The sequence below is a fragment of the Alteripontixanthobacter maritimus genome, assembly GCF_003340475.1.
Classification (GTDB): domain Bacteria; phylum Pseudomonadota; class Alphaproteobacteria; order Sphingomonadales; family Sphingomonadaceae; genus Alteripontixanthobacter; species Alteripontixanthobacter maritimus.
In genome coordinates this window covers 146,427-167,389 of sequence record NZ_QBKA01000002.1, presented here as the reverse complement: position 1 = coordinate 167,389, position 20,963 = coordinate 146,427, and the positions used below count along the sequence as shown (strand labels likewise).

The 20,963-nt window shown below is 62.5% G+C and carries 18 protein-coding genes; 11 read left to right on the top strand and 7 right to left on the bottom strand.

The annotated features are described in order from the left end of the window. Positions 1–34: 34 nt before the first annotated feature. Together HME9302_RS00945 and HME9302_RS00940 are read right to left on the bottom strand one after the other, a co-directional pair. Entirely contained in the window at positions 35–2,446 is a 2,412-nt protein-coding gene (locus HME9302_RS00945; protein ID WP_115365450.1) for an FtsK/SpoIIIE family DNA translocase, read from the bottom strand. 106 nt (positions 2,447–2,552) lie between these two features. After that, positions 2,553–3,083, bottom strand: coding sequence for a thiamine phosphate synthase (locus tag HME9302_RS00940; RefSeq protein WP_115365449.1), 531 nt, complete (start codon positions 3,081–3,083; stop codon positions 2,553–2,555). A gap of 26 nt (positions 3,084–3,109) precedes the next feature. On the opposite strand from HME9302_RS00940, the gene HME9302_RS00935 reads away from it, so the two are divergent. After that, a complete protein-coding gene (locus tag HME9302_RS00935) occupies positions 3,110–3,793 on the top strand; it encodes a YggS family pyridoxal phosphate-dependent enzyme (protein ID WP_115365448.1) in 684 nt (227 codons plus the stop codon). 42 nt (positions 3,794–3,835) lie between these two features. On the opposite strand, the gene HME9302_RS00930 is transcribed toward HME9302_RS00935, so the two are convergent. Together HME9302_RS00930 and HME9302_RS00925 are read right to left on the bottom strand one after the other, a co-directional pair. Further along, the gene (locus tag HME9302_RS00930; protein ID WP_115365447.1) at positions 3,836–6,601 is read right to left on the bottom strand and encodes a [protein-PII] uridylyltransferase; all 2,766 of its coding nucleotides are present in this window, start codon (positions 6,599–6,601) and stop codon (positions 3,836–3,838) included. A 9-nt stretch (positions 6,602–6,610) separates the two neighbouring features. Further along, on the bottom strand, positions 6,611–8,305 hold the full coding sequence (locus tag HME9302_RS00925) for a class I adenylate-forming enzyme family protein (protein ID WP_115365446.1): 1,695 nt from the start codon (positions 8,303–8,305) through the stop codon (positions 6,611–6,613). A 176-nt stretch (positions 8,306–8,481) separates the two neighbouring features. Between HME9302_RS00925 and lgt the strand changes: the two genes are divergently transcribed. The 3 genes from lgt to HME9302_RS00910 all read left to right on the top strand — a co-directional run bounded on the left by lgt (position 8,482) and on the right by HME9302_RS00910 (position 10,984). Further along, on the top strand, positions 8,482–9,375 hold the full coding sequence (gene lgt / locus HME9302_RS00920; RefSeq protein WP_115365445.1) for a prolipoprotein diacylglyceryl transferase: 894 nt from the start codon (positions 8,482–8,484) through the stop codon (positions 9,373–9,375). Between the two features lie 40 nt (positions 9,376–9,415). Then, a complete protein-coding gene (locus tag HME9302_RS00915) occupies positions 9,416–10,477 on the top strand; it encodes a class I SAM-dependent methyltransferase (RefSeq protein ID WP_115365444.1) in 1,062 nt (353 codons plus the stop codon). An 81-nt stretch (positions 10,478–10,558) separates the two neighbouring features. Beyond that, positions 10,559–10,984, top strand: a complete 426-nt coding sequence (locus tag HME9302_RS00910) for a DUF2147 domain-containing protein (RefSeq protein WP_115365443.1) — start codon at positions 10,559–10,561, stop codon at positions 10,982–10,984. 18 nt (positions 10,985–11,002) lie between these two features. Here the strand turns inward: HME9302_RS00910 and HME9302_RS00905 are convergent, their stop codons facing one another. From HME9302_RS00905 to HME9302_RS00895, 3 genes are read right to left on the bottom strand one after another with little or no spacing between them, the layout of a single operon-like run. Then, positions 11,003–12,556, bottom strand: a complete 1,554-nt coding sequence (locus tag HME9302_RS00905; RefSeq protein WP_115365442.1) for an ABC transporter permease/substrate-binding protein — start codon at positions 12,554–12,556, stop codon at positions 11,003–11,005. Continuing rightward, positions 12,553–13,359, bottom strand: a complete 807-nt coding sequence (locus tag HME9302_RS00900; RefSeq protein WP_181815639.1) for an ATP-binding cassette domain-containing protein — start codon at positions 13,357–13,359, stop codon at positions 12,553–12,555. The genes HME9302_RS00905 and HME9302_RS00900 overlap by 4 nt, the downstream gene beginning before the upstream one ends. Next, positions 13,356–14,795: a PAS domain-containing protein gene (locus tag HME9302_RS00895; protein WP_230079812.1), complete on the bottom strand. Its 1,440-nt coding sequence runs from the start codon at positions 14,793–14,795 to the stop codon at positions 13,356–13,358. The genes HME9302_RS00900 and HME9302_RS00895 overlap by 4 nt, the downstream gene beginning before the upstream one ends. Positions 14,796–14,998: 203 nt before the next feature. Between HME9302_RS00895 and HME9302_RS00890 the strand changes: the two genes are divergently transcribed. From HME9302_RS00890 to HME9302_RS00860, 7 genes are all read left to right on the top strand, one after another. After that, positions 14,999–16,162 carry an isovaleryl-CoA dehydrogenase gene (locus HME9302_RS00890; RefSeq protein ID WP_115365440.1) on the top strand — a complete coding sequence of 388 codons (1,164 nt, stop codon included), beginning with the start codon at positions 14,999–15,001 and terminating at the stop codon, positions 16,160–16,162. A 58-nt stretch (positions 16,163–16,220) separates the two neighbouring features. Then, positions 16,221–16,658 (top strand): endonuclease domain-containing protein, encoded by a 438-nt coding sequence (locus tag HME9302_RS00885; RefSeq protein WP_115365439.1) that lies wholly within the window; start codon positions 16,221–16,223, stop codon positions 16,656–16,658. Then, on the top strand, positions 16,655–18,256 hold the full coding sequence (locus HME9302_RS00880; protein ID WP_115365438.1) for a carboxyl transferase domain-containing protein: 1,602 nt from the start codon (positions 16,655–16,657) through the stop codon (positions 18,254–18,256). Before HME9302_RS00885 ends, HME9302_RS00880 begins: the two co-directional genes overlap by 4 nt. Before the next feature lie 8 nt (positions 18,257–18,264). Next, positions 18,265–18,813 carry an HXXEE domain-containing protein gene (locus tag HME9302_RS00875; RefSeq protein WP_181815638.1) on the top strand — a complete coding sequence of 183 codons (549 nt, stop codon included), beginning with the start codon at positions 18,265–18,267 and terminating at the stop codon, positions 18,811–18,813. Between the two features lie 102 nt (positions 18,814–18,915). Continuing rightward, positions 18,916–19,575 (top strand): lysophospholipid acyltransferase family protein, encoded by a 660-nt coding sequence (locus tag HME9302_RS00870; protein ID WP_230079811.1) that lies wholly within the window; start codon positions 18,916–18,918, stop codon positions 19,573–19,575. Beyond that, positions 19,572–20,384 (top strand): DUF1295 domain-containing protein, encoded by an 813-nt coding sequence (locus HME9302_RS00865; RefSeq protein WP_115365436.1) that lies wholly within the window; start codon positions 19,572–19,574, stop codon positions 20,382–20,384. Before HME9302_RS00870 ends, HME9302_RS00865 begins: the two co-directional genes overlap by 4 nt. Positions 20,385–20,465: 81 nt before the next feature. After that, a complete protein-coding gene (locus HME9302_RS00860) occupies positions 20,466–20,930 on the top strand; it encodes a copper resistance protein NlpE N-terminal domain-containing protein (RefSeq protein ID WP_115365435.1) in 465 nt (154 codons plus the stop codon). Positions 20,931–20,963 lie beyond the last annotated feature (33 nt).

Sequence of the window (20,963 nt, the reverse complement as noted above, 5' to 3'; positions counted from 1 at the left end):
GACGCCTTTCGGCAGCGCAAATCGTGTTACGCCCCTAAAGCGGGCTGCCATCCTTGTCGCGGTAGATGTCACGGCGGCCGACGTGGTTGGCGGGGCCGACCAGCCCTTCGCCTTCCATCCGCTCGATCCACTTGGCGGCGGTGTTGTAGCCGACGCCCATCTGCCGTTGCAGCCAGCTTCCGGACGCCTTCTGGTTTTCGAAAACCACCTGGCAGGCCTGCAGATATTTGCGCTCGTCCGGATCGTCGCTGGCGGTCATGTCGTCGCCGCCGAATGCGAAGCCGCCATCTTCGGGTTCTTCGGTCACGGCGTCGATATATTCGGGCGTGCCCTGCGCGCGCCAGTGATCGGCCACCACTTCGACTTCCTCGTCCGACACGAACGGGCCGTGGACGCGCACCGTCGCGCCAGTGTTGGGCTTGTACAGCATGTCGCCCTTGCCCAGCAGCTGTTCCGCGCCCTGTTCGCCCAGGATCGTGCGGCTGTCGATGCGGCTCGTCACCTTGAAGCTGATGCGGGTGGGCAGGTTGGCCTTGATGACGCCGGTGATCACATCGACCGACGGGCGCTGCGTCGCCATGATGAGGTGGATGCCCGCCGCGCGGCTTTTCTGGCTGAGGCGCTGGATCAGCACCTCGATTTCCTTGCCCACGGTGACCATCAGATCGGCCAGTTCGTCCACGATCAGCACGATCAGCGGCAATGGCTGGTAATCGAGCTGTTCTTCCTCGAACAGTTCCTCGCCGGTGTCGGGATCGAAGCCCGTCTGCACGCGGCGGCCGAGCGGCTTGCCCTTGGCAGCGGCGGTGCGGACTTTCTCATTGAAGCCGCCGATATTGCGCGAATTCACGCTCGACATCATGCGGTACCGCCGCTCCATCTCCTCCACCGCCCATTTCAGAGCGCGAACGGATTTGGCAGGCTCCGTCACCACGGGGGAAAGCAGATGCGGAATATCGTCGTAGCTCTTCAGCTCCAGCACCTTGGGATCGATCAGGATCAGGCGGCATTCCTCGGGCGTAAAGCGATAGAGCAGACTGAGGAGAATGCAGTTCAACCCGACTGACTTGCCCGAACCGGTGGTGCCCGCAACCAGCAGATGCGGCATGGCGGCAAGATCCGCCACGATCGGTTCGCCGGCGATATCCTTGCCCAGGATAATCGGCAGCATCCCATCGGCATCGGCAAAGTCTGCGCAGGCCGCCAGTTCCTTGAGCGCCACCATCTGCCGGTCGGCATTGGGCAGTTCGATGCCCATCACGGTCTTGCCCGGGATGGGCGAAACACGTGCCGAAATCGCGCTCATATTGCGGGCGATGTCTTCTGCCAGCCCGATCACGCGGCTGGCCTTGATACCGGGCGCCGGTTCCAGTTCGTACATCGTGACCACAGGCCCTGTGCGCACGGCGGTAATCTCGCCCTTTACGTTGAAATCGTCGAGCACGGTTTCGAGCAGGCGCGCATTGCGTTCCAATGCCATCTTGTCGAGCGCGGGCGCCGGGTGTTCCGGCGGTTCGGCCAATAATTCAAGGCTGGGAAGTTCGTAATCGGCGAACATGTCGCGCTGGCTCTTCTTGGTCGGGGTAGCCTTCTTCGGAGGAGCGCTGCGATCCGCGATGGTGGGCGCGCGGCGTCCCGCATCCTCGATAATGGGAAGGGTGGTATTCGGGGTTCGCGTATCGTCTTCGGCTGGCGCGTTTCCTGTATGCGTTTTGGCCGCAGGACGCGGTTCGGGCGAGCCTGAGCGGCGCGGCAGGATGGACCACATAGCGCGGCTGACGCTGTTATTTATCAGGAAATGCGGCAGCGTCAGCAGCGATGCCCAGTCGATCGCGAAAACGCGGGTGACAAGCGCCGTACCGCCGCCCAGAGCCAACAGCGCCATTGCCAGCACCAGCCAGCCGGACATTTTGCCGCCGAACCGGTCTGCCACTGCCTCGATCCCGCCAGCGCCCAACAGGCCGGTGACCCCACCCATGGATGCCGGCAGCGTGCCGCCGGGGCTATCGAATGCAAGGCTGAGAGTGGTGGACAGCAGCGCCATCGCCAGCAGCAACATGGCGAACGGCATCCACCAACGCGTGGTGGTGTCGCGGTCCTCCTCCTCCACATCGCGCCACAATTTGCGCGCGAAAATGTACAGCATCGGCAACAGCAGCACGCCGACCACACCGAACAGCATCAGTACACGCTCCGCCGCCCACGCCCCGCTTGCCCCCATCCAGTTGCGGATATCTGCGCCCGATGCCGCGGTGGAATTGCTGGGGTCGGTCTGGGTATAGCTGGCCAGGGCAAGGCCGAGGAACACCATGGTCGCGGCCAGCACGGCAGCGCCGGTCATCTGTATCGTGCGTCGCAGGCTACGCCGGAACGCAGCGCGCCAGTCGACCGCCTTGCCACCCCTCGCCATGCTATTCCTCGAGTGTCCCGCCGCGCGCGTTGCCATTCCATGTCCTCTGGTTCGAGCCCTATCCATGAATCGCGCAGGCCAGCGGGTCAAGTTTTGCGCGGTGTATCGGTGCCTCCGACAGACCCGTTCAAGACAGGCCCACTCAAGATAATCCGTCGATCGCCGCCCAATGGGGATGGCCTAGCAATCGCGCCCGCATCCGAGTCATTCCGCCCAAGGCGATAACCGGCAGGCCGGCGTGGCGCGCCAGCAGCCGGAACCGCGCCGGGCCGAGCGAAGTGCCGTTTGGGTGAGAGCGGGTGGAAAAGACCGGCGACAGAAACGCCGCGTCCGCTCCTGCTCGCGCCGCAGCGCGAAGTTCCGACCGGTTATGCGCGGTGGCGAGAGTCAGCAGCCCGTCCGATCCCCCCAGCATGTCCGGCGTGCCGTATGTTCCATCAGCTTTCCACCTGACGGCAAGGCTCGCAGGACCGGACAGGACCACCGCGTGGCCGTGCGCCCGCGCGATTGCCGAAATTTCGGAAAACCGCTGGCGGCGCGCTTCTTCAGCCAAGTGATAGTGCCGAAAGACCACGCCTGATCCGCGCGGCAAGCGGGTGATCGCACGCTCCAGCACGGCGTCGTTGCGGGCATCGGTCATCAGCCAGATGCGGGGAAGGAACTGGCGTGGCATGGTGCAGACGCTATAGCGCGAAACCCATGGACACAGCACCCGAAACTTCCGCTCCCGATACACCGCTGTCTGCTGTGAACGCTGCCATTGCCAAAAGCTGCAAGATTGCGCGCCGCGAACCGGACGAGGTTACACTGATCGCGGTCAGCAAGACGCGCGAAGCAGGCGAAATTGTTCCGCTGCTGCAGGCCGGTCACCGGGTGTTCGGCGAAAACCGCGTGCAGGAAGCGCAGGCGAAATGGCCCGCCCTGCGTGAGGCGTATGACGGCGTCGAACTGCACTGCATCGGCCAGTTGCAGTCCAACAAGGCGGAGGACGCCGCCGCCTTGTTCGATTGCATCCATTCGCTCGACCGGACGAGCCTGCTCAAGGCATTGGCCAAGGCGTTCGACAAGACCGGCCGCCGCGTGCCCTGTTTCGTGCAGGTCGATATAGGGCGCGAACCGCAGAAGGGCGGCGTGCCGATCGAAGAGTTGTCAGCGTTTCTCGCCAAGGCGCGCGAGATGGACGTGCCGGTCGTCGGGCTGATGTGCCTACCGCCGTCCGACATCGAGCCGGCCCCGTTCTTCGCCCTCCTGCACAAGCTGGCGCACGACAACGGGCTGAACCAACTCAGTATGGGCATGAGCGGCGATTACGAAACCGCTGTGCGTTTGGGCGCGACCCATATTCGCGTAGGAACGGCGCTGTTCGGCCCGCGAGCAGGCTGACTTCCGCGCGCCGCCCGACATCAGCGGCGCGCTAGAAAGCTCCTAGGCGTTTTCCATTTCTTCCTGCCATTCGTCGCTGGCGCATTCCACCAGTGCCGTTTCGATCGCCTGCAACTTGTCCGGTGCGGTGACTTTGCCGTTCGTCAGATCGGTCACGTAGAACACGTCGACCGCGCGTTCCCCATAATGGGTGATGTGGGCGGAATGCACCATCAGGCCTGCTTCGAACAATGCGCGGGCGAGACGGTTGAGGAGGGCGGCACGGTCGCGGGCGTTCACCTCGATCACGGTGAAGCGCCCCGAGGCATCATTGTCGATAATAACGCGCGGCTGGACATCGAAAGCCTTCGACCGGCTGTGGGTCAGCGGGCGAGCGGCGAGCTTAGGGATAAGTTCCACCCGGCTGGCCAGCGCATCCGCGATGCTGCGCTTGATCCGTTCCAGCTGCGCTGCTTCCCTGAATGGCCGACCATGCGGGTCCTGAATCAGGAAGTTGTCAACAGCGAAGCCGCTGCGCGTGGTGTGGATGCGCGCATCGATGATGTTCGCACCGGCAAGGTGGATGCCGCCGGCAATGCGGAAGAACAGCCCCGGATGGTCGGCTGCAATGACTGTCACCAGCGTGGCTCCGCGCGCTTCGTAATATTCGCAGTGGACCGACAATTCGTGGTCGAGCCTGCGGGCCGCATCATACTGCACGATGTTGAGCGCGATGATGTCTTCCGGTTCCGCAATGAAATAGGCGTCGGGGAACTCGGCTTTGTGCGTTTCCAGCACCGCCACCTTGTCACCCAGCGACGCGCGCACGGCATCGCGCTTGGCAGTGACTTTCTGCGCCCGGCCATGGCGCTTGTGACCCAGCCGCAACCGCTCCTGCGAGGCGTCGAACAATTCGCCCAGCAACTGACCTTTCCAGCTGTTCCAGACGCCCGGTCCGACCGCGCGGATATCGACCGCTGTCAGGATGGCAAGCTGGCGCAGGCGCTCCATGCTCTGCACCTCACCGACGTAATTCTCGATTGTGGCCGGATCGGTCAGGTCGCGCTTGAAAGCGGTATGACTCATCAGGAGGTGCTGCTTCACCAGCCAGCTGACAAGCGCCGTCTCACCCGCATCCAGCCCGAAACGCGGACACAGTTCGTGGGCAACTTCTGCCCCAAGTTCGGAATGGTCGCCGCCCCGCCCCTTGGCAATATCGTGCAGCAACACGGCGACATAAGCCGCGCGGCGGCTGGCAACGCGGTGGATTTCGCGGGTGGCGCGCGGATGGTCGTCCTCCAGCTCGCCGCGCTCGATACGGGACAGCAGGCCGATGGCGCGGATCGTATGTTCATCCACCGTATAATGGTGATACATGTCGAACTGCATCTGCGCGTTGACTTTGCCGAAATCCGGCACGAACCGGCCGAATACCCCCGCCTCGTTCATCCAGCGCAGCACGCTTTCAGGATTGTTGCGGCCCGTCAGCAGTTTGAGGAACAGGGCGTTGGCGCGTTCGTCTTCCTGAACGTCCTTCAGGATCAGGCCGCTGTCACGGTCTGCCTGCCGCATGGTGGCGGGATGAATTTCCAGCGCATGTTCCTCGGCCAGCTGGAAGATCTCGACCAGGCGGACGGGATCCTGGCGGAACCAGTCATCCGATGGCGCGGAAATGCGCCCGGCCAGCACCTTGTATCCCTGCAGATCGCGCGGCTTGGGATCAAATGCCGCAAGGATGCCCCGGCGCTGTTTCGCCGCGGCGAACTCGTCCTCGATATGGGCGAGGAAAACGCCTGTCAGCGAACCGACGCGCCGCGCCTGCAGGAAATAGAACTGCATGAAACGTTCGACCGCACTTTTGCCCGGACGGTCGGCAAAATTCATGGCCTCGGCCACCTGCCGCTGCAAATCGAATGTCAGCCGGTCTTCCGCCCGACCCGTAATGGTGTGCAGATGGCTGCGGACCGCCAGCATGAACCGTTCCGCGCGGCGGAAACTGCGATATTCGGCCCGGGTGAACAGCCCCACATCGACCAGCTCGGCGGCGGATTTCACGCCGTGGGTATATTTGCCGATCCAGTACAATGTATGGAGGTCGCGCAGGCCGCCCTTCCCGTCCTTGACGTTGGGTTCCACCACATACCGGCTATCCCCCATCCGCTGGTGCCGGGCATCGCGTTCCGCCAGTTTCTCGGTCGTGAACTGCTGCCGGGACCCATGCACCACTTCGGACTGGAAACGGCGCGAAATCTCGTCATACAGCTGCTGGTCGCCCCAGATATAACGCCCTTCCAGCAGCGCGGTACGGATGGTCAGGTCTTCCTTCGCCATGCGCACGGTATCGTCCACGCTGCGGCTGGAATGGCCCACCTGCAGACCCAGATCCCAGAACAGGTACAGCATCGCCTCGATCACCTGTTCGCACCACGGAGCCTTCCGAGTGGGAGTGATAAAAGCGATATCCACATCGGAATGCGGCGCCATTTCGGCCCGGCCGTAACCGCCCACCGCCATGATCGACAGCCGTTCGCCCGCCGACCGGTTGCCAGCAGGATAGACCTGCGCGGTGACATGATCGTGGATCACGCGCACCAGCTGATCGACCAGAAACGCATAACCGCCGGTAATCTCGTGGCCCGCGCTGGGTTTGTCCGCCAGCCGCCGTTCCAGTTCAGCCCGCCCCTGTTCAAGCGCCACCTTCAGCACTTCCACGACGTGTGGGCGCACATCTGCAGCGTTGCCCGTATCCGGCCCCAGCGCGGCAATCTGCGCCACAAGCTTGCGCCGGTCGAGAATGGCGCGCTGGTTGGGGATACGGAGGTTGTTCAAGCAGTCTACCTAGGCGGAATCGGAACGGTTTTCGTAAAGCGACTTCACCGTGCGCTTGTCGATCTTCTGCGTGCCAAGGCGCGGCAACGACGCTTTGCTGTGCCAGATCTTCTCCGGCATCTTGAAAGGCGCAATGCGGCCCGACACGAATTCGCGCAAATCGTCCGCGCCGACATCGGCCCCATCGCGCACGACATAGACGGCCGCAACGATCTCGCCGAATTTCTCTTCCGGCAGGCCGAACACGCTGCATTCGGTGACGTCGGGATGGCCGTACAGCGCTTCCTCCACTTCGATGCAGGAGATATTCTCGCCGCCGCGGATGATGATGTCCTTCTTGCGGTCGACGATGAACAGGTAATCGTCCTCGTCCAGATAGCCGAGGTCGCCGGTGCGGAAATAGCGGTCCTTGGTAAAGGCTGCCTCGGTGGCTTCGTCATTGTCCCAGTAGCCCAGGAAATTGGCAACCGAGCGGATGCAGATTTCGCCCACTTCGCCCTGCGCCAGCTTGCCGCCATCGTCGTTCAGGATCGCGAGGTCGACGATGGGCCTGCTAGGCTTGCCCGTGCTGCCCGGCTTGTTCAGGTAGTTCTCGTTGAAATTGCCGCAGCCCACCGCATTGGTTTCGGTGAGGCCGTAACCCAGTAGCGGAAACGCTTCCGGGAAACTGTCTGCGATCTTGTTGACGTGATCGACGGGCCGGGCTGAACCGCCCGCGGCGAAGCTCTTGCAGGCGCTCAGGTCGTAATCCTTGCGCTCTTCGCGTGTGGCGAGTTCGTAGCTCATCAAAGGAACGCCGACGAAATAGGTCACCGTTTCCGCTTCCATCAGACGCATGGCATCCACGGCATCCCATTTCGGCATGAGCACAAGCTTGCGCCCGATGGCGATGGATTGGAGCAGGACGGGAATTTCGCCCGTCACATGGAACAGCGGCACGGCCACCAGCGCGCAAGGCTGGCCCGTTGGCGCTTCGCCTTTGCCGGTCATGTATTGCAGCGCCATCACCGTCTGCGCGACGTAGTTCATGATGCCGTGCAACACGCCGCGATGGTCGGAATAGGCGCCTTTCGATGCACCGGTCGATCCAGAGGTATAAAGGATGGTGGCCAGATCGTCCGGGCCCAGATCGGGCAGAGTTTGGTCTGCGCCGTTTTCGGGCCAGATGTTCGCCAGCCCCTTCGCCGGAGCGACGCCGTGATCGAACAGCACGATCTTGTCCGCATGCGGGCTGCCGTCGAGCCGTTTGGCACGGGGTTCATCGGCCAGCACGATCGAACAATCGACCAGCGCAATAGCGTCTTCCAGCTCGTTGCCGGTGGAAAAGCCGTTCAACAAAGTGGAACAACCGCCCGCCATGATGATGGCCATATGCGCCACTACCCAATTGGCGGAATTGCGCGCCGCAATGCCGACGCGGTCGCCCCGCTTTAGCCCTTGCCGGGTTACCAGCCCGACCGCGGCGGACTGAGCGGCCGCATAGGTTTCGGCAAAGCTCAGCCGGACATCGCCATCGACCAGAAAAGTCGCGTCACCATGTTCGTTGCAATAATGTGCGAAATAATGGCTGAGACTGGGCGGTGCGGCCTTGAACGCCGGCATTTCGACACCCCCGCGATCGATCGGCGCGGTGCCGAACATCTGGTCGGGCGCGGTGACCGCGTCCATGATTCGGTCTAGCGTAATGTCGAGTTCTGTCGGCATATCGGTGTCGGTCCTCTCCGTATGGCATCTGTGTTCCGTTACGGCATGGCGGTGCCCTCTTGTGGGGTTTCACCGTCTGCCGCCCTGTGGCAAAGGCTGCCCTGCCGGGATGACCGGCATCGCAATCTCATGTCCACGGGAATAACACGTCCCTGGCAATCTAAGGAACGCATCCCTTGCTGTCACTACTCGCGAGCGCAGGCGATGCTCCCATCCAGTGGGCGGAACTCGGGCTGAAGCCCGGTATCGATCTCGGCTTCTTTACTTTGCGCTATTACAGCCTGGCCTATCTGGGCGGGATTGTGCTGGGGTACTGGCATCTGACGCGCATGATCAAGGCGCCCGGCGCCCCGATGGCGGCGCGGCATGCGGAAGACCTGTTTTTCTATTGCACGCTCGGCATCATCCTGGGCGGACGGCTGGGCTATGCGATGTTCTACGATCCTTCGCTGTTCACCAGCTTCGATGGCGACGGCTTCGTGTCCTGGGGTCTGTTGCGCCTCTGGGACGGCGGGATGAGCTTCCACGGCGGGCTGATGGGCGTACTGGTGGCGATTGCCTGGGTTTCGCGCAGCGGCGGGCTGTCGTTCCTGCGGGTGTGCGATTACATTGCGGTCAACGTGCCGTTCGGCATGTTTTTCGGCCGCATGGCAAACTTCATCAATGGCGAGCTGTGGGGCCGCCCGACCGACGTGCCGTGGGCGATGGTCTTCCCGACCGACCCGCTGCAAGTTGGCCGCCATCCCAGCCAGCTATACGAGGCTGCGCTGGAAGGCGCGATCCTGATCGTAATCCTGTTGCTGTTGTTCTGGAAAACTCGCGCACGCTATCGCCCCGGGCTGCTGGTGGGTGTGTTCACCGCCGGCATCGCGCTGGGCCGCTTCACCGTCGAATTCTTTCGCCAGCCGGACGCCCAGCTGACCGAGTTCGCGCGCGATACCGGCCTTTCGATGGGCCAGTGGCTGACCATTCCGCTGATCTTGCTGGGCATATTCGTGACGGTGCGTGCACTTATGAAACCGCCGATCGGCAAAACGACCGTGCCCCCGCCCGAGCCGGAGCCTGCGTGAAGCAAACAGGTCTGCAATACCGGTGACGAAGGGTGAACCCATGTCTCTGGCAGACACGTTCCGCCGCCTGATCCGCAACACTGGTCCGATATCGCTTGCCCAGTTCATGGGCGAGAGCAACGCGCAGTATTATAGTCGCCGTGATCCACTGGGCCGTCCTACGGAAACAGGTGGCGGTGATTTCGTGACCGCACCGGAAATCAGCCAGATGTTTGGCGAACTGATTGGCTTGTGGCTGGCCGATATTTGGATCAGGGCCGGGGGCATCGAACCTGTCCATTATGTTGAACTGGGCCCGGGCCGCGGGACGCTGGCGAAGGATGCGCTGCGCAGCGCCAAGCAATACGGGTTGGTGCCGCATGTCCACTTTGTGGAAACATCGCCCGCGCTGACGGTTATCCAGCGCAGCACCGTACCCGATGCTATCTGGCACTCCGATCTTTCCACCGTACCGCTAACTGGGCCGGTGCTGATCGTCGGCAATGAGTTCCTGGACGCGCTGCCGGTGCGGCAACTGGTCCGAACCACCGACGGCTGGCGCGAGAGGATGGTGGGATTGGCAGACGATGCCTTCGGTTTCGTGGCTGGCATGCAACCGATGGACGCGGCGGTTCCGGCGCCGATGCGCAATGCCGAGCCGGGCACGATCTTGGAAACCTGCCCTGCCGCGGCTGCGATCCTGTATGAAATCGCAGGCAGGCTGGCCGGACAGGGCGGCGCGGCGCTGCTGATCGATTACGGACATAACGACATGCGCGCAGGTTCCACCCTGCAGGCGGTGCGCGCCCATCAGAAAGTCGATCCGCTGGCAACGCCGGGGGAGGCGGACCTTACGGCCCTGGTCGATTTTGCCACACTGGCCCGCATCGCGCAGTCGCGCGACGCGGTGCATATGGGTACAGTCACCCAAGGCGATTGGCTGCGCGCGATGGGTATCGAGGTGCGGGCGGAGCAGCTGGCACAGAAGGCTCCGCAATATCGCGACGAACTGATGGCCGCGAAAGAGCGTTTGATCGCGCCTGACCAAATGGGCGAATTGTTTAAGGTGATGGGGCTCGGCGCACCGGGCTGGCCCGAAGGCGCGGGCTTCGCGCCGGAATGATGACCCGGTAAAACCAGACCATCAGGGACCATTCATCGCGGCCTGTGCATTGATGATGCGAACAATAGCAGGATGCCGTCCATGAAATTTGCTCTTCCACTTACCGCTACCGCCCTTGCCATGGCCGCTCCGGCTTTCGCCGCCGCGCCGATTGCGGGCAAATGGGTGACCGAAGACGGTGATGCGGTGGTGACGATCGCCAAATGCGGATCGACATATTGCGGGCGGATCAGCGAATTTCTCGTCATTCCGCCGGAAGGCAAAAATCAGCGCGATATCAACAACCGTAACAAATCCCTGCGCAGCCGCAAGATCTTGGGAATGCCCGTCCTCACCAATTTTCGTGAAGATGGCGACCAGTGGCGGGGCAAGATTTACGATCCCCGTAACGGCAAGACCTATACCAGCATCCTCCAGCGGCAATCGAATGGCCGCCTGAAGGTCGAGGGATGTGTGAAGGTGGTCGTGAATATCTGTGACGGACAGACCTGGAAACCGGCCCGCTAGATTACTCGGCCCGCTAAATCATTTGCCAGAAAGGTCGCGGTCCAGCAGCCGCGCTGCTTCGGCCGGGGTTATTTTTTCCCCGTCCGTCCGGTCCACAGCCAGATTGGCTTCCCGCATCCGCTCGACTTCGATTGCCCCGATCAACGGGCGTAACGCGCCGAGCAAACGCTCATCGCCCGCACGATCAGGCGCGACGAGCAGGATCGCATCGTAATTGGGTAAAGCTTCCTTCGGGTCCGCCAGCACCGTCAGCCGGTCCGCCGCGATGCGCCCGTCGGAAGTGTAGGCGCTGATGACATCGGCTTCGCCCGACTTCAGCGCGTTGTACATGAACGTGCTGGTGAAAGTGCGCTGGCCCGCAAATCGCAACCCGTAGGCGTCGCGCACTGCGAACCATTCGGGCCGCTCGAAGAATTCGACGTCGCCGCCGACAGTGAGTTGCGGAGCCGTGCGCGCCAGATCGGCCAATGTCTCGATACCCAGCTGCGCGGCGCGCTCTTGCCGCATGGCGAAGGCGTAGGCGTTTTCGAACCCCAGCCGGCCCAACACAAGCGTGCCGCTCGTTTCCGCTTCCCACGCTACGATGCGGTCATACATTGGTTGCCGCCCCGGATTGTCGAATCGGCCGAGCTGGTTGGTCCATAATGTGCCGGTGTAATCGATCGAAATATCGACCGCGCCGCTTGCCACCGCTTCATGCACCACCGCGCTGCCCAATCCATCGCGATAGGCGACGTCATATCCGACAGCTTCCAGCCTGCGACCAATCAATTGCGCGAGAATGTATTGTTCGGAGAAGCTCTTGGCCGCGATCACTACCGTATCGCCGTTACCACTCACTTTGGATGGCCCGTAAAGCGCGAGGGCCGATGCCGCGACGCCCGCCAGCGCCAGCAAGCCGCCGGTCCAGACCATGACCGGTTTTCGCATGGCAAACCCGCGCTCGACCATGCCGAGCAGCGCATCCGCAATGATCGCGAGGCCTGCCGAGGCGAGGCAGCCGGCCAGCACCAGCGCCCAGTTCTGCGTCTGCAATCCTGCAAAGATGGGATCGCCCAAGCTCGGCTGACCGATCGTAGTGGACAGCGTGGCTGCGCCAATGGTCCACACGGCGGCGGTTCGGATGCCCGCCATGATAAAGGGCGCGGCAAGCGGTGCCTCGACCAGCCGCAATTTCTGCCAGCCATCCATGCCAACTCCGTCGGCGGCTTCCAGCACGCCCGGCTCCATCTGTTCACGCGCCGTGACGGCGTTTCGCAGGATCGGTAGCAACGCATAGAGTGACAGTGCCAGCAGCGCCGGTAGAAATCCCAATGTCGGCAAACCTTCACCGAACACCGCCCGCAGGCTGAGCAGGACCGGAAAGAACAGCGCCAGCAAGGCAAGCGCGGGAATGGTCTGGACGAGGCTCGCGAAGCCCAGCGCGAGCCGTGCCACCGTTGCCGAGCGGCCCGCCCATACGGCGAGCGGCAAGGCCACTGCGATACCCAGCGCGATGGCGGCGGCGGCCAGCAGGACATGCGCGGCAAGCTTGTCGCCAAGCCCAAGCAGCACGGTCCAGATATCGCTCATGCAGCGCCGCCCTGCGGTGCGTGCATCATCGCTTCCAACGCATCGGCCTGCGCGCGCGGCACGGCGACCAGAGCCTGCGCGATGTCGCCACCTGCGCCAGCCAGCAGTGCCGCCGGGTTTTCATCCGCCACCACGCGTCCGGAATCCATTACCAGCACGCGGTCCGCCAACAACAATGCCTCGGCCATGTCGTGCGTCACCAGCACCGTCGTCAGTCCAAGCCGCTCGTGCAGCGCTCGCACCCGCTTGCCCAGCGCATCACGGGTTACCGGATCGAGCGCGCCGAACGGTTCATCAAGCAGCAGCAGTTCCGGCCCCGCCGCCAGCGCCCGCGCCAAGCCGACGCGTTGCCGCTGCCCGCCCGACAGTTCATGCGGCATGCGGCGCGCATGATGCGGTTCCAGCTCCACCAGTTCGAGCAGCTCGGCAATTCGCGCATCGTCCGGCGCAGCGCCTGCGAGTTTCGGTCCGATCCCGATATTGCGCGCGACATCCATATGCGGAAACAGCCCGATCGACTGAAAGGCATAACCGATCCGCCGACGGATCGCCGCAGCAGGACCATCCAACACATTCGCCCCGTTCAGCAGCACCCGCCCGCCGCTCGGCTCGATCAGCCGGTTGACCATTTTGAGAAGCGTGGATTTGCCCGAACCGGATGCACCGACCAGCGCGGCGAATTGGCCATGCGGCACCAATAATGAGACATTATCGACTGCTGCGAGGGTGCCGTAATCCTTGCGTATATCCTCAAAAGCCAGCGCTGCCGTCCGGCTTTCTGTTCGCCTTGTGTCGGCGTTCAAATCGCTATCGACTCGGCAGGAATGCGGATCTGCACTTCCAGCCCGTTATCGTGCCAAATGCGCTCGATCGATCCGCGCAGCTGGCTTTCCACCGCCATTTTGACCAGCTTCGATCCAAAGCCGCGCCCTTCCTGATTGCCGGGTGCCGGACCGCCGGTCTCCCGCCAGTCGATCGCCACCGTCTCGCCATCGCAATCCATCGACAGTATCACTTTACCATCGACCACCGAAAACGCGCCGTACTTCGCGCAATTGGTCGCGAGTTCGTGAAACACGAGCGCGAGCGGCGTGGCGGCGCGATGGCCGATCTTGCAATCTTCGCCGATCATTTCGATCAGGCCGTCGCCTTCTTCCGTATAAGGCGCCAGCAGTTCGCGCAGCAATCCGCGTAAACTATCGGAATTACGCCCATCGATCGGCCGCACGAAATCATGGGCCCGGCCCAGCGCATGGATGGTGCCTGTCAGGTCCGTGGCAAATTCCTTTGCTTCCGGGAAGCGGCGGGACCGAAGCGCGACCAGGCCGGAAACCACGGCAAAAATGTTCTTGATCCGGTGCGACAATTCGCGCGCCAGAACGTCGCGTTCTTCGGACAATCGATGCCCATCGTCGATATCGGTCATTGTGCCGAACCAGCGGTCCACCTTGCCGTCGGAGCCGTCCAGCGGCAGCGCTCGGATCAGCATCCAGCGATATTCACCGTCTGCACGGCGATAGCGCACTTCATCCGCAAATGGTGCGCCCGCTGCCACCGCCTTGTTCCATTCAGCCATGACCGCGTCATACTGGTCGGGGTGAATGTATTGCGTTGAGCGCGCAATATCCGCGCTTTCATCCAATCCGACGAATTCATACCAGCGGCGGTTGAAGTAATCGAAACTGCCGTCCGCCGTCGCCGAGAAAGCGATGTCGGGCATGGAATTGGCGAGGTCCTCCAGCCGCTGGCCGCGCGCCTGGATTTCCTCCGCCGCTTTCAGGCTGAAACGCTGCGCCACCAGACGGCGCATCACGGCACGGGCGAGGACTTGCAGGCTATCGCGCTGCAAATCGGTTAAACCGCCGGGCCGCGGCTCTGTATCGATAACGCACAATGCCCCAAGCGGCGCACCTTCCTGGCTTATCAGGGGCGCACCGGCGTAGAACCGTATATACGGCATTCCCGTTACAAGCGCGTTTTCCTTGAAATCCGGATGCTGCGACGCATCCTCGATCTCCATCGGTGTCGCACGCAGCATCGTGTGCGCACAGAAGCTTGTCGGGCGCGGGGTTTCACGCTCTTCCACACCCTGCCTCGCCAGGAACCGCTGCCGCTCCTTCTCAACCAGACTGACCAGCGCGACCGGCGCATTGCACAACCGACCCGCCAGATCCGTTATCGCCATCAGTTCGGGATCGTCTTCGAGCGTGTCCAGCCCGTAGGACGCAAGTACCTGCATCCGGTCGTCCTCGCCGCAAAACGTAGGAGCTGGCAGCGTGCCGGGGGGCCAGAGGGAGTGGTCGTGCAACATGGATATGTGCCGTACCTATACGGTAAAATTCGCGCGCTGCAATTGCCGAGCGGTAAGGACGTTTGCGGCGTTGCCACCGCTTCGCTATGCGGGGCCGACAAGTTTCATTGGCAACCCGGTAAGGACCCTAGATGCGCGCGACGCCCGATTTCGATTTCCAGCTTGGCGACAACGCCGACATGATCCGGGAAAGCACCGCTCGCTTCGCCGACGAACAGATCGCCCCCTTGGCCGAAAAGGTCGACCGCGAGGACTGGTTTCCGCGCGATCTGTGGACCGGCATGGGCGAGCTGGGCCTGCACGGCATCACCGTGGACGAGGCGGATGGCGGGCTGGGCTTGGGCTACCTCGAGCACGTTATCGCCGTCGAAGAAGTCAGCCGCGCCAGCGCCAGCGTAGGGCTGAGTTACGGCGCGCATTCCAACCTTTGTATCAACCAGGTCGCGCGCTGGGGCAACGATGAACAGAAGGCCAAATACCTGCCCAAGCTGGTAAGCGGCGAACATGTCGGCTCTCTTGCCATGAGCGAAGCGGGCGCGGGGTCCGATGTCGTATCCATGAAGCTGAAGGCCGAGGCGGTTCAGGGCGGATATGTGCTGAACGGAACCAAATTCTGGATCACCAACGCACCCTATGCCGATACGCTGGTGGTCTACGCCAAGACCGACAGCGACGCCGGATCGCGTGGCATCACCGCGTTCCTGATTGAGAAGGACATGCCCGGTTTTTCCATCGGTCAAAAGATCGAAAAGGTCGGAATGCGCGGCTCGCCCACGGCGGAACTGGTGTTCGACGATTGCGAAGTACCCGAAGACGCCGTGATGGGCCCGAAAAACGGCGGTGTGGGCGTGCTGATGAGCGGGCTTGATTACGAACGCGTTGTGCTATCCGGCATCCAGCTCGGCATCATGCAGGCCTGCCTCGATACGGTCATCCCCTATCTGCGCGAACGCAAGCAGTTCGGCAAATCCATCGGCAGTTTCCAGCTGATGCAGGCCAAGGTGGCGGATATGTACGTCGCGCTGCAATCGGCCCGCGCTTACACCTATGCGGTCGCCAAGGCGTGCGATGCTGGGCAGACCACCCGCTTCGACGCGGCAGGCACGATCCTGTTGAGCTCGGAAAACGCCTTCCGCGTGGCCGCCGAAAGCATCCAGGCGCTGGGCGGCGCAGGCTACACGCTGGACTGGCCGGTCGAACGCTACATGCGAGATGCCAAGCTGCTGGACATCGGCGCAGGCACCAACGAAATCCGCCGCATGCTGATCGGCCGCGAATTGATCGGGGCCAATTAATCCTCCCCGAACCGGGGAGGGGGACCATCCGCAAGATGGTGGAGGGGCACGCGCAGCTATGATCACTGGCCCGCAGCAAACGGTCAATCGCGCGCGAAAACTGCGGAGCGAAATGTCGCTGCCGGAGACGCTTCTCTGGCGCGAACTTCGCGAACGGCCTGGCGGGTATAAATTCCGCCGCCAACATCCTGCGGGGGAATACGTGCTCGATTTCTTTTGTGCAGCAACAAAACTGGCGGTGGAAATCGATGGCAGAGCGCATGACAGCGCTGATGCGGCAAGGCACGACAACGCGCGGTCGCATTACTTGCGGTCGCAGGGTATTGCCACGACACGGATACCGGCACACGCCGTTTTGTCCGACAGGGAGAGCGTCGTTTTGAGACTGGTCCAGATATGTAGTGCGCGGACGACCGAGCTCGCGCTGAAGGTGGACGTGCCCCTCCACCATCTTGCGGATGGTCCCCCTCCCCGTGCCGGGGAGGATGTTTCGTGACCGCGCCTACCCTTACTTCGAAAATCGACGTCGAAAGCCCAGCGGCGAAGGATAACGCCTCTCATAACCGTGCGCTGAACGCCGAGCTGCGCGCGAAAGTTGCGCAAGCCGCTTTGGGCGGTTCCGAAGGCTCGCGTGAGCGCCATGTTTCGCGTGGCAAGCTGCTTCCGAGGGAACGCGTGGAGCGGTTGCTCGATCCCGGCTCGCCATTTCTCGAAATTGGCCAGCTGGCCGCCAATGGCATGTATAAGGACACGATCAACGGCGCTGGACTGATTGCCGGTATCGGGCGCGTGTCAGGCCGGCAGGTGATGATCGTGTGCAACGATGCCACCGTCAAAGGCGGCACCTATTATCCGATGACGGTAAAGAAGCATCTACGCGCGCAGGAGATCGCGCAGGAGAACCGGCTGCCCTGCATCTATCTGGTCGATAGCGGCGGCGCGAACTTGCCGCATCAGGCGGAAGTCTTCCCCGACCGCGACCATTTCGGCCGCATTTTCTTCAACCAGGCCAATATGAGCGCGCTCGGCATTCCGCAGATCGCCTGCGTTATGGGCAGCTGCACGGCGGGCGGAGCCTATGTCCCTGCAATGTCCGACGAGAGCGTGATCGTGCGCGAACAGGGCACCATCTTCCTCGCCGGGCCGCCGCTGGTCAAGGCCGCGACGGGTGAGGAGATTACCGCCGAAGACCTCGGTGGCGGCGATCTGCATGCGAAAAAATCCGGCGTGGTCGATCACTTAGCTGAAAACGACGAACACGCGCTGACCATCGTGCGCGATATCGTCAGCCATTTGGGCCACGATCCTGGCGCGGAGGTCGCCCTGCAAGACCCCCGCCCGCCCAAATTCGATGCCGAAGAATTGTACTCTATCATTCCGGACGATGTGCGCGCGCCATATGACGTGCACGAGATTATCGCGCGGATCGTCGACGGGTCAGAATTTCACGAATTCAAGGCGCAATACGGCGCCACTCTGGTCTGCGGCTTCGCCCATATCTGGGGGATGCCCGTGGCGATCCTTGCCAATAACGGCGTGTTGTTTTCCGAATCCGCGCAAAAGGGCGCGCATTTCATCGAACTGGCGGCGCAGCGCGGAATACCGCTGCTGTTCTTGCAAAACATCTCCGGCTTCATGGTCGGCGGGAAGTATGAGGCGGAAGGCATTGCCAAACACGGCGCGAAGCTCGTTACGGCGGTTGCCACCGCACAGGTGCCCAAGATCACCGTGGTGATCGGCGGCAGTTTCGGCGCGGGCAATTACGGCATGGCAGGCCGCGCTTACAGCCCGCGCTTCCTGTTCACCTGGCCCAACGCACGTATTTCGGTGATGGGAGGCGAACAGGCCGCCAGCGTTCTCGCCACCGTCCACCGCGATGCGGACGACTGGAGCGAGGAAGAGGCTGAGGCGTTCAAGGCCCCGATCCGCCAGAAATACGAAGACGAAGGCAATCCCTATTACGCCACCGCCCGCCTGTGGGACGACGGCGTGATCGACCCGGCGCAAACCCGCGATGTATTGGGCCTCGCCTTCTCGGCCTGCCTTGAAGCACCTTTCCCCGCACGCCCGCGCTTCGGCGTGTTCCGGATGTGAATGGGAATTTGGAACGGGGTTCGAACCGGGCGCTGTACACTCGCTGGCTGCTGATCGCGATCGTCCTGCACAATTGCGAGGAAGTCTTCGCGCTGGAACGGACGCCCGGTGTGGTGGACCGGATGCGTGAAATGTTCGAGCTTACCATCGCTATGCCCGGCCTCGATACCATTCGCGCCGGGCTAGCCACGCTTGCCCTTGTGCCCGCGCTGATCTTGTGGCGCGCGTGGAGCGATGCAAAGGCGGCGGAGCAAGGGGCTGTGCCGTCCACGCGTTTCGCATTCGTCACTTGCATGATCGCGGCCATGACCACCGCCAATGCCATCGTGCCGCATCTGGCGCTCGGGGTGGCGCTGGGCGGTTACGTCCCCGGACTTGCCAGCGCCATTGCGCTGACGCTGCCGATTGGTGTGCTCACGCTGATGGCAGGTTGGCGTGAGGAATGGCTGGGCCGCGAGGCGCTGTTGACCGCAGTGTTGCTCGGCATTGCCCTATTACCGCTGGTGCTGGGCGGGTTCTGGGCACTTGGCGAGCTCGCGGCGGAAATCTCGGCATAGCTATCGCACGACACTTTGCGCGGGCGGACGCTTTGCGATAGCAGGCCTGCACCAGCAACAGGCAGAGCGCGGATTACAGCGCGCCGCATTCAGGAGAGAGCATTGGCACCCGGCACCCGGCAGGACATCAGCAGTGAGGGGCGCAAACCATCATTGCTATCGCGGTTCGCGCGCTGGGTTTTCCTGAGCATTTATCGCTTCAAAGGCTGGAAGATCGACAGCCCGCTGCCGCCGATACCCAAATACGTGATTGCCGGCGCCCCGCATTCCTCCAACTGGGATTTCGTGTTTTTCGTCGGAGCGACGGCGGATCAGGGCGTCATCCCCAATTACATGGGCAAAGCGGCCCTTTTCAAATGGCCGATGACCGAATTCATGCTGGATATGGGCGGGGTCCCGGTCGATCGGTCCAAACGTGCCAACTACGTCGAGCAGGTGGCCGACGAATATGCCCGTCGCGATCATATGGCGCTGGTGATTGCACCCGAAGGTACCCGTTCCAGCAAAGGGGAGTGGCGTTCGGGCTTCTACCACATCGCCGTGGCAGCTGACGTGCCGATCGTGCCGGCTTGGGTGAATCCGCAAACCCATGTGCTGGGCTTCGGTCCGCCAATCCACCCGACCGGTGATTACCCTGCAGACCTTGCGAAGATCGCCGCCTGGTTACGTTCCAAACGCCCGGATTACGACCGATACAAGGTCCTGGAAGCGCAGGCGGAACGGCTCGCCCGGGAACAGGCGGCGGAAGGGAGCGTGCCATGATTTTGGGTCTTGTCATGAATGCTGCCGTGCTGCTGGTGCTGATGATCGGCCTGTGGCTGGTGGCCGTGAAGATCGACGACGTGTCGTTCATCGACGCCGTCTGGGGTGGCGGCATGGCGTTGCTCGCGCTGGTCAGCCTGCTCCACGTACCGCATGGCAATCCCGGCGCGCTGGCGTGGCTGATTTTAGGCATGACCGCGGCTTGGGGCATACGTCTGTTCGTGCATCTGTTCACCCGCTGGCGGCGAGATGGTGAAGACAGCCGGTACAAGCGCATCCTGAAGAAAGACCGCGAACAGGGCCGGTTCGCCATCGCTGCCTTGTTCAAGGTATTCCTGGGACAGGCCGTGCTGCTTTATCTTGTGTCCAGTCCGGCGCAGGCAGGCATACTCGCCAGCGAGGCGCCCGCACCGATTACCGCGCTCGCCTGGGCTGGGCTGGCCTTGTATCTGGTCGGCATATTCTTCGAATGGGTCGGCGACTGGCAGCTGAAGCAGTTCAAGGCGGATCCGTCCAACGAAGGTGAAGTGCTGGATACCGGCCTGTGGCGATACACCCGCCACCCAAACTATTTCGGCGATGCGTGTGCATGGTGGGGGATCTGGCTAGCCGCCGCATCGGCCGGTTGGGGCGTGGCGCTGTGGACCATTGCGGGACCGATCTTCCTCACCTTCACGCTGACGAAATGGTCGGGCGCGGCGCTGCTGGAGCCCGGCATGAAGAAGAAGCGCAAAGGCAAGTATCACGATTATATCGAGCGGACTTCCGCCTTCATCCCTTGGCCGCCCCGGTCTGCGAAACATTCGTAGAGCGACGCCTGAAGTATTTGCGTTGAAACCAATTGGCCTGCTCGATCGTTGGGCGGGCAACAACAAAAGGAATTCAACCCCATGCGTAAGATACTTGCCTTCGCCGCCCTGGCTCCTGCGGCCCTCGCCCTGACCGCGTGCGGCGGCGAAACGGCGACCGACGAAGGTGAAGTCACCACGGCGGATGCCGAAGCGACATCCGATACCGTCGTTGCGTCCGGCGATGAGGACTTTCCCGAGGTGGTTGCCGATGCGCGCAACACCGTGAATTATGCCGGTACGTACTCGCAGACAGGCACCGATGGCAGCACCACCTCGCTGACGCTGAACGATGACGGCACCTACACTGCGCGCGATGCGGCAGGCATGGAAACCAACGGCACTTATAACTGGTACAGCGACAACAGCCGCATCCTGATCAAGGAAGGCGACCAGAACCGGGTTTATGCAATTGCCGACGGTGCGATTTACCAGCTGGCCGACGCCGACACGCCGACGGACGGCGCAAAGAGCCCGGCACAGACCTACCGCCGCGACGCGATGTAGCACCACGCTCGCGATAGGGTTTTAAAACAACAA